The organism is Streptomyces sp., assembly GCF_035645055.1.
Taxonomy (GTDB): Bacteria; Actinomycetota; Actinomycetes; order Streptomycetales; family Streptomycetaceae; genus Streptomyces.
This window is the reverse complement of the sequence record NZ_DASQNH010000076.1, coordinates 446,746-454,302: the sequence shown is the minus strand read 5'-3', so window position 1 is coordinate 454,302 and position 7,557 is coordinate 446,746. Positions and strand designations below refer to the sequence as shown.

Annotated in this window: 7 protein-coding genes and 1 pseudogene; 2 read left to right on the top strand and 6 right to left on the bottom strand. The window is 74.9% G+C overall.

Going from position 1 to position 7,557, the window contains the following annotated elements:
* Both VE614_RS26175 and VE614_RS26170 read right to left on the bottom strand, forming a co-directional pair.
* Positions 1-140: pseudogene (locus VE614_RS26175) on the bottom strand (RNA polymerase sigma factor SigF); the annotation flags it as partial.
* Between the two features lie 489 nt (positions 141-629).
* Positions 630-842, bottom strand: coding sequence for a hypothetical protein (locus tag VE614_RS26170; RefSeq protein WP_324941967.1), 213 nt, complete (start codon positions 840-842; stop codon positions 630-632).
* Positions 843-1,040: 198 nt separating this feature from the next.
* On the opposite strand from VE614_RS26170, the gene VE614_RS26165 reads away from it, so the two are divergent.
* Entirely contained in the window at positions 1,041-1,556 is a 516-nt protein-coding gene (locus VE614_RS26165) for an ATP-binding protein (RefSeq protein WP_324941964.1), read from the top strand.
* A 6-nt stretch (positions 1,557-1,562) separates the two neighbouring features.
* Here the strand turns inward: VE614_RS26165 and VE614_RS26160 are convergent, their stop codons facing one another.
* Positions 1,563-1,817: an EF-hand domain-containing protein gene (locus tag VE614_RS26160; protein ID WP_324941961.1), complete on the bottom strand. Its 255-nt coding sequence runs from the start codon at positions 1,815-1,817 to the stop codon at positions 1,563-1,565.
* Between the two features lie 207 nt (positions 1,818-2,024).
* On the opposite strand from VE614_RS26160, the gene VE614_RS26155 reads away from it, so the two are divergent.
* Positions 2,025-2,468 (top strand): flavin reductase family protein, encoded by a 444-nt coding sequence (locus tag VE614_RS26155; RefSeq protein ID WP_414719653.1) that lies wholly within the window; start codon positions 2,025-2,027, stop codon positions 2,466-2,468.
* 20 nt (positions 2,469-2,488) lie between these two features.
* Here VE614_RS26155 and VE614_RS26150 read toward each other — a convergent pair whose 3' ends face one another.
* The 3 genes from VE614_RS26150 to VE614_RS26140 all read right to left on the bottom strand — a co-directional run bounded on the left by VE614_RS26150 (position 2,489) and on the right by VE614_RS26140 (position 7,557).
* Positions 2,489-3,592, bottom strand: a complete 1,104-nt coding sequence (locus VE614_RS26150; RefSeq protein ID WP_324941955.1) for an urea transporter — start codon at positions 3,590-3,592, stop codon at positions 2,489-2,491.
* Between the two features lie 171 nt (positions 3,593-3,763).
* Complete coding sequence (locus VE614_RS26145) at positions 3,764-6,547, bottom strand: hypothetical protein (RefSeq protein ID WP_324941952.1); 2,784 nt, start codon at positions 6,545-6,547, stop codon at positions 3,764-3,766.
* Between the two features lie 116 nt (positions 6,548-6,663).
* Positions 6,664-7,557: an SCO6745 family protein gene (locus VE614_RS26140; RefSeq protein ID WP_324941948.1), complete on the bottom strand. Its 894-nt coding sequence runs from the start codon at positions 7,555-7,557 to the stop codon at positions 6,664-6,666.

Genomic DNA, 7,557 nt, shown 5'->3' with positions numbered 1-7,557 from the left:
CCCTCCTCCAGCGTCGCCAGCTGTGCGAAGAACAGCTTCGACAACTCCCGCGCGTCTGCGGGCGCCACCTTCGACGGATCCGCAACCTCCGGCATGGCGGTGGCGGTGGTGCGCTCAGCAACCTGCACGGTCGTCGTCATGGCCTTCCCTCCCAGTTCCTGCGCCTTGCGATGGTCGGCTGGTGAGCCGACGAAGCTGCGCCTACCCCGTGGTTCGTTCCGCATGCGTTCCAAATTTCCCCCGAATCGCGGAGGGGCCGTCGCAGCCGGCCGGCCCGGTCCAGCCCGCGCCGCCGGCTGCTGCGCGTTGCCGGCCACCGCCGGTCAGAAGGACGGCTCGGCCGACGCCGCCGTCGCCGCTCCCGCCCGGACCGGCCCCTCGGCCGCGTCACCTTCCCTCGCGCAGGACCGGGCCGAGCGCGGAGAACCGGTGTCCGCGGCGAAGACCTCGTGGGACAAGGCGGTCGCGACCGCGGTCAAGGAGGTCCCCGGGGGGAAGCTCGTCGCGATAGGGCTGGAGCGGACGCCCCGTACCGGGGACGCCGGCGTCCGCCCCGAAGGCCGGGGCCGAACCCGGGGCCCGGCGGACGACGGGGCTCCGCCTGGGCCGCGGCATTCACCTGGCCGGTGTCACCGGGCGCAGCCGGCGTCCAGTACCTCGATCACGTCCCCACGGGTGGTGTACACGAGCCAGCACCAGTCACCGAACGCCGCGGCCACGCCCGGGACCTGCGCCGTGGGGTCCTCGGCGACGGCCGTGATGAGAGTGATGATCTCCTCGTGCACGTCGTCCGGGACCTCGAACAGCACATTGGCCGCTCGCTGGATCAGTTCGACTCGCATGTCGCCCCCTGCCGCAAGCAGGCGCGGCGGGCCTGCGGCGGGCGCCTGGGCCGCCGCCTGGAAACCAGGGACGGGTACCCACGGCACCGCGGCGCAACCGTCGCCCGCTTCGCGCGCCCGGCGTCGTCTCCCGCGCAGACGGGTACACGGAGCGCGTTCCGCCGTGACGGCGAAGGCCGACGAGTGACGGGAGGGCCGGTGCCGACCGGGACACCGCTGGACGTGGCCGTGCTCGTGGGGCTCCAGGCCGCCGGCAAGTCGACGTTCTGCCGCCGGTGGCTGGCGGGGCCGTACGAGCTGGTCGGCAAGGATCTGTTCCCCCGGTCCGCGCGGCGCAGGCAGGAGCGGCAGATGCGGCTGGTGGAGGAGGCGCTGGCCGCCGGGAGGTCCGTGGCGGTCGACAACACCAATCCGTCCCCGCAGGAATGGGTCCCGCTCGTCGCGGCCGGACACGCGTACGGCGCGACGGTCACCGCCTACTGGTTCCCGCCGGATCTCGCGGGGTCGCTGGCGCGTAACGCCCTGCGGGAGGGGCGGGAGCGGGTCCCCGACATCGGGATCCGGGCCACCGCCAAGCGGTTGCGCCGCCCCTCGCGGGCGGACGGCTTCGACGCCGTCCTGGAAGTGCGGTTCGACGGCCGCGGCGGATTCCGGGTGCGCCCCGTCCCCGAGCCGCCGCGCCGGGCGGAGACAGCGCCGGAACGCAGCCCCTGACCGGGGTCAGCTCCAGCCGAAGCGCCGGTCCACCACCGCGGCGAACTCCTCCAGGGTCAGCACAGCGTCCCCGTTCTGGTCGGCCGCGTCGAACAGCGCGGAGGAGGCGTCGGCGTCCTGTACGCCCCAGAACGGCAGGTCACCCGAGGCGGCCAGGGAGGGCCCTTTCGTCCGCAGGGCGACGATCACCTCCTCGCGGGTCAGCGTCCCGTTGTGGTCGAGGTCCAGTGCCTCGAACAGCTTCCGGGCCTTCTCACTCATCCGTCGTCCTCGTCTCGTCGTCGGAAGGCCGGCGAGCCATCCCGTCACCGGGGATGACGCCTGCCCGGCCCTCCGGGTTCCCCGTAATGGGGGTGCCGGGGGCGCCGGGGGCTCCCTTCCGGAAAATCCCGGTGGAACTTCGGTCCGGCGGGGCACTCAAAGGGGGTGGTGGACACCGATACCTTTTTCGACCGACTGAATCCGGAGATGTGCGTGGTCACGGCGGCGGTGGGGGACGAGCGGGCGGGTTGCCTGGTCGGCTTCTCCGCGCAGTGCTCGATCCGGCCGCCGCGCTACGTGGTCTGGCTCTCCAAGGCCAACCGCACCTACCGGGTGGCCCGCGACGCCGACCGTCTCGCCGTCCATCTGCTGACCCGCGACCAGCACGAGCTGGCCGCGCTGTTCGGCGGGGAGACGGGTGACGACATCGACAAGTTCACCCGGGTGCGCTGGCGGCCCGAGCGCGGCGGGGCGGTCGTCCTGGAGGAGGCGGCCGCCTGGTTCGTCGGCACCGTGCGCACCCGCGTCGACGGCGGCGATCACGTCGGGTTCGTGCTCGAACCCGAGCGGAGCGGACAGCGCGACGACGACGGCCCGCTGCTGCGGCTGCGCGACAGCCTCGACATCGATCCGGGCCACCCGGCGGACTGACCGGCCGGGCGGTGCCGACCTCACGGCACCCGGGCCGTCCACTCCGGCGAGGAGAACTTGGCGCGCGCCGGGTCCTGTGCGCGGCCCAGCTCCTCGTCGGTCGCCTTGCCCCGCGGCAGCCCGTACCGGCCGCGGAACGATGGCGGGTGTGCGGGTGGGTCCTCGCCGCGTCGGGGCAGCCGGGGGAAGGAACGGGCGGCGGCCAGGAAACCGAGTGTCGTCAGCACGAACGGCCAGGTGAAGGCGTGGCCGCCGGACGGGGCCGGCAGTGCGGCGACGGCCGGGGTCAGGAGGGTCGCGGTCGCCGCGCCGAGCAGCGCGTACAGCAGCGTGGCCGGCGCCGCCGGCAGGAAGACCCCGCACAGCGCCATGGCGACCAGCACCGCGTTGCAGCCCATGGTGCCGTCGGCGATCCGCGCGGCCGGTGCCCCGAGCGCCCAGGCGGTCAGGACGCCGGTCGCGCTGCCCGCGCAGGCCGCGAGACCCGCCGTCCGGTCGGCCAGGAAGACCGCCACGAGCAGCAGTGCCCCCACGTACCACCGCTCCAGGAAGAACAGCTGGGACACGTTGTGGAAGAAGGCCCGTACGGCCTCGTCCAGGTGCAGGCCGGTCGGACCGGGGGCGGCGGGCGGTGCGGGGAGGCCGCCGTCGTACGGCCGGATCCGCGGCGAGGCGGGCGCGGCCGCGCTCACCGCGACCGCCAGCGCGCAGTACGGCAGGGTCAGCGGCGGCAGGCTCCACACCCGCAGCAGGCGGACGGTCGCCGCGGTGAAGACGGTGACCACGGCACAGGCCGCCGCCGCGAGCAGGGCGGTGGACGGCCGGGCCGGGCCGAGGAGCGCCGCGCAGCACAGGGCGGCGAGGGCGGAGTTGAAGCCCTCGAGGCCCTGGTCCAGCCGGTCGCGGGACACGCCCAGCACGTGCGCGGTGCCGGTGCCCAGGGCGGCGCCGCCCGCCGCGTACACCGCGTACCGCCAGTCGGCCAGGGCCACGGCCAGACCGAAGACGGCGCCGGTCCACGGGCTGCCCAGGAACATCACCTGGCCGAGACCGCGCAGCACCTGCGCCGGAAAGCCCCCCGCCCGCTCCCGGCACCACCACCGAACCACCATCGACCGTCGCACGTCCCACCCCTAAGACGAGTTCTTCGCGAGCCTTCTTCTTCCGCATCGCGGCACAATCTTTCCGTCATACGGTACCGGCTGATTTCAGGGGCGGGTGGACGGCCGCACAGAAGCAGACGCGCGGGCCCGGCCGGAGTACATCCCGGCCGGACCCGCGCGCAGGGCGTGGGGCTACGACGCGTCGCGGACGGTCCCGGTCACCACCGGGCCGTGCGGGTCACCCTCCAGATCGGTGGGCTGGAGCACCAGGTGCTCCGCGGGCTCGGCGACCTGGTCGCGGACCGTGGGCACGGCCAGCTCCGCGCTCAGCTCACCGGCCGGGACCGGCGCCCACAGCGAGAAGTACTCCAGCTTGGACAGCGGCACCTCCCCGTCGGGCACCTCCCCGTACATGTCCTTCAGCCACTCCTGGTCGACGTCCCGGGTGGACAGCTCGGGCCGTCCGTCGGCCGGCACCACCAGCAGCGGGGACCCCAGGTCCACGTCGGCGGGCTCGGACAGCGAGACCCGCCAGCGCAGCGGCTGCCCCTCGGTGACCTCGCCGGCGACCGGCGTCACTCCGATCTCGGGCATCGGGTCGTCGTTCAGCACGGTGACGCCACCGGCGTACGACCCGACGACCGTGCCGCGGACCGCCTTCGCGAGGACGAAGCTGGAGGTGTCCCAGGCGTAGCGCTCGTTGCCCTCCACCTTCACCGTCACCTTCGTGCCCGCGTCACCCGGGCGCACGGTGACGAGGCGGTGCGTGGCCGCCCCGGTGGCCGGGTCCATCACGTACATCCGCACCGAGCCGCTGCCCTGGCCGGAGACCCGCACGGGCACCTCGTAGGTGCGCACGCCGGAGTCCCCCTCCTTGACCGTCAGCCGGCCGATGTCGACCCGGGGCAGGGCCGCCGCCCGCACCACGGGGGTGCCGGGGCGCCAGGCGTGGGCGTCCATCAGCCAGGCCTGGCCCGCGCGTGAACGCGGGGTCAGTTCCAGCGTGGTGATCCGGCTCAGGTCCACTCCGGCGCGGCCGGCGGCGGTGAGCGGTACGCGCAGTTCCCGCGCCCAGTAGGAGGCGGTGCGCTCACTGCCCGGCAGCCCGTCCGCCCGGACGGCGCCGAGGGTGACACGCTTGCCGGCCGCGTCGGTGACGGACACGTCGAGCCGGGTGCCACTGCTGTTCGGCGGCACGATGACGCGCAGCGCCAGGCTCTTCGCGCCCTTCAGGGAGACGGCCTTGCCAGGACGGATCCGGACGGGCGTACCCGCCGCGGACCACTTCAGCGCGACGGCGCGGCGCCCCTGCTCACGCTCCGGCCACCAGCGGGCGAAGTGCGGTGACCCGCCGGAGACCTCCTCGCTCAGGCACGCGGCCTTCGGGTCCGGGTCGACCGCGGCGCACAGCCGTCCGCCGGTGACCTTCATCGGGCCGTCGGGCAGGAAGCCGGCGCCCCGGCCCGCGCCCACCGCGTGCGTCAGGACGCGGGCGGGGTCCGCCGACGGAGCCCGGCGGCCGGTGCCGTCGACCAGCTCACGCACCCGGTCGTCACCGGCGACGAACAGCCGCGCCGCGGCGGCGATGTAGGTGGCGCCGGCGCGGTGCTGCTGCTGCGCGGTGAGCCGGGTGGCGCTGCCCGGGGAACAGACCGGGTCCCGGTCTTCGGGGTCGTCCCAGAAGTCGTCGTTCGCGGGCGCCTTGGCCTCGCCCGGCGTCCACTCGCTGTTGAAGAAGTTGTGATTGGCGCCGGTCATGTAGACCGCGCTGTGCAGGGCCTTGCCGCGGCTCACCCCCCGGGTGCCGTCCACGTACACCTGGCCCTGGAGGTCCGAGACGTCCCCGTCGCAGCCCGGCAGGATCGTCAGCGACGGCACGTCCGGCACCGGGTTCTGGCCGAAGACGGTCGGGCCGATCAGCACCGTGCCGCGGATGGTCCAGCGGGCACGGCCCGGCTGGCCGTCCTGGGCGGACGGCGGCGGGTAGAGGCTGTCCAGGGCGGCCCGGTCGACGCCCTCACCGCCGCGCGAGTGGCCCACCAGCAGAACGCGGGAGAGGTCGGCCACGGGCGCCTTGCGGACGGCCTCGGGGGCGGCGGACGGCCGCGCGGACCAGTCCGCCCAGCGCGCCAGGTGCTTGCGCACCAGCGACGAGCGGGCCTGCGCGCCCGCGTCCTCGGCCTCGGCGTCCTGGCCGTTGATGCCGTTGGCGGAGATCGACACCGTCACATAGCCCTGCGAGGCCAGCAGCTTCTGGTCCTTCAGATAGCCGCGGTGGCTGGGGATCGGCTGGGCGCCGGCGGCGCACGGCCAGTCGATCGTGACGTCCTCCTCGCTGCCGCCGGGGACGTAGCAGGTGGCGTGCCTGCCGTGCAGGAAGAGGGCGAGGGGACGCTTGCCGGTGGCCCCCTTGGGGGCGACCACCACGCCGCGCATCTCGACCGGCGCCGGGAAGCCGGGCAGCCGCACGGAGTCCAGCGCGTACTCGCCGGTGACCGTGGCGAACGGTCCGGGCTTGCCCGGGTCGACGGCGCCCGCGGGCAGCCGGGGCGGCAGCTTCGGGGTGCGCGGCGCGGAGGCGTCCGGCCCGTTCGCGGCGCCTGGTTCCCGGTCCAGCCGACGACCACCCGCCCACACCTGGACGTCCGTCAGATCCGTGAGCCGGGCCCGGTCCAGGGACAGCCGGAAGGTCCGGCCGTCCTCGTCCGGCTCCGGAACGCCCACCAGCCCGTCACCGGTGTGGAACTCCACGCGTGCGTCGCCCGGCGGAATGCGCCGCGGCGCGCGCCACTCCAGGGCGTTCCCCTCGTCAGTGGCGGCGATCCGCCAGCCGGGCGGCAGCTCATTCGCTCCGTCGCCCGCCGTGGCGGAAGCGGCGCCGGGTGGCTGGGGGCGGGCCTGCGCCACGGCGGGCGACGCGCCGATCAGCGTCACCGCCGCGAGCGCGGTGGCCCACGTTATTCGGGCACGTATCAACGAACCTCTCCTCAAATCCTCGGTCCGGGAGGCACCTTGCGCCGGTCCCCCCGTGCAGGAGGAGTCGGAGAGGGACGTGCGGGTTGCCTGTGTTCCGGCGGACGGCCGGAAACCGGTCAGTCTCCGGCCGGGCGGGACGCCTCCCACAGGCCTCCGGTGAGCCCCACCGGATTGCCGGACGGCACCATGCCGGAGGCCAGCACCGTGCGGGCGAGGGGTTCGAGCAGACCGGCGAGACGAGCGGTGGCGGCCTCGCCCAGGGCCTTCCAGGGCTGTGCGGCGGCCGCGTCGGTCCACGCCTCGACGTCCGCGTGCACGGCCGCCCCGGCGCCGGTCAGCGATCCGTCCCCGGCGAGCCGGCCCTGCTCGCGCAGCCCGGCCTCGGCCGCCTGCCACGCCGTCAGGCCCCACCTGCGGCTCTCCCGCAGCAGGGTCGCGTCCGACTCGTCGGCGGCCGCCTTCAGCACCATCGCCTCCACCGGCCCCAGGCCGTGGGCGACCAGGACGGCGACATGCCCGTCCCCGCGGTGCTCGCGCAGCGTGGTGAGCGCCTGCCAGAGCCTGAGGTGGGGCCGCTCGGGGCGGTCGAGGGCCTGGTTGGCGGCGGCGAGCACCCGGCCCGCCGAATCCGCGGCCATGGCCGCCTCCCAGGCCAGGTCGGCCGCCTCCGTCATCGCGGTGGAGGTGATTCCGTCCCGGCCGTACAGGCGGGTCATGGTGGCGTCCACCGCCCGCAGCCGCGCCGCGAGCGCGTCGGCCGGAGTCGTGTACCGCCAGGCGTCCGGCAGCGCCCGGGCCACGCGGTCGGGGTGGAAGACGTAGAAGCAACCGGTCACGACGGGCGCGGGAACGGGGCCGAGCGGGGCGGCGCGCAGGGCGAAGTAGCCCATCCAGAAACCGCGCAGGCCGAGATCGTCCGCGGCCCGGCGGGCCTCGGGGGCGAAGTAGACGATGCCGTGCACCGGTTCGTACCGCTCCCACATGGACCGTGCCAGTACCTCGCCCACCAC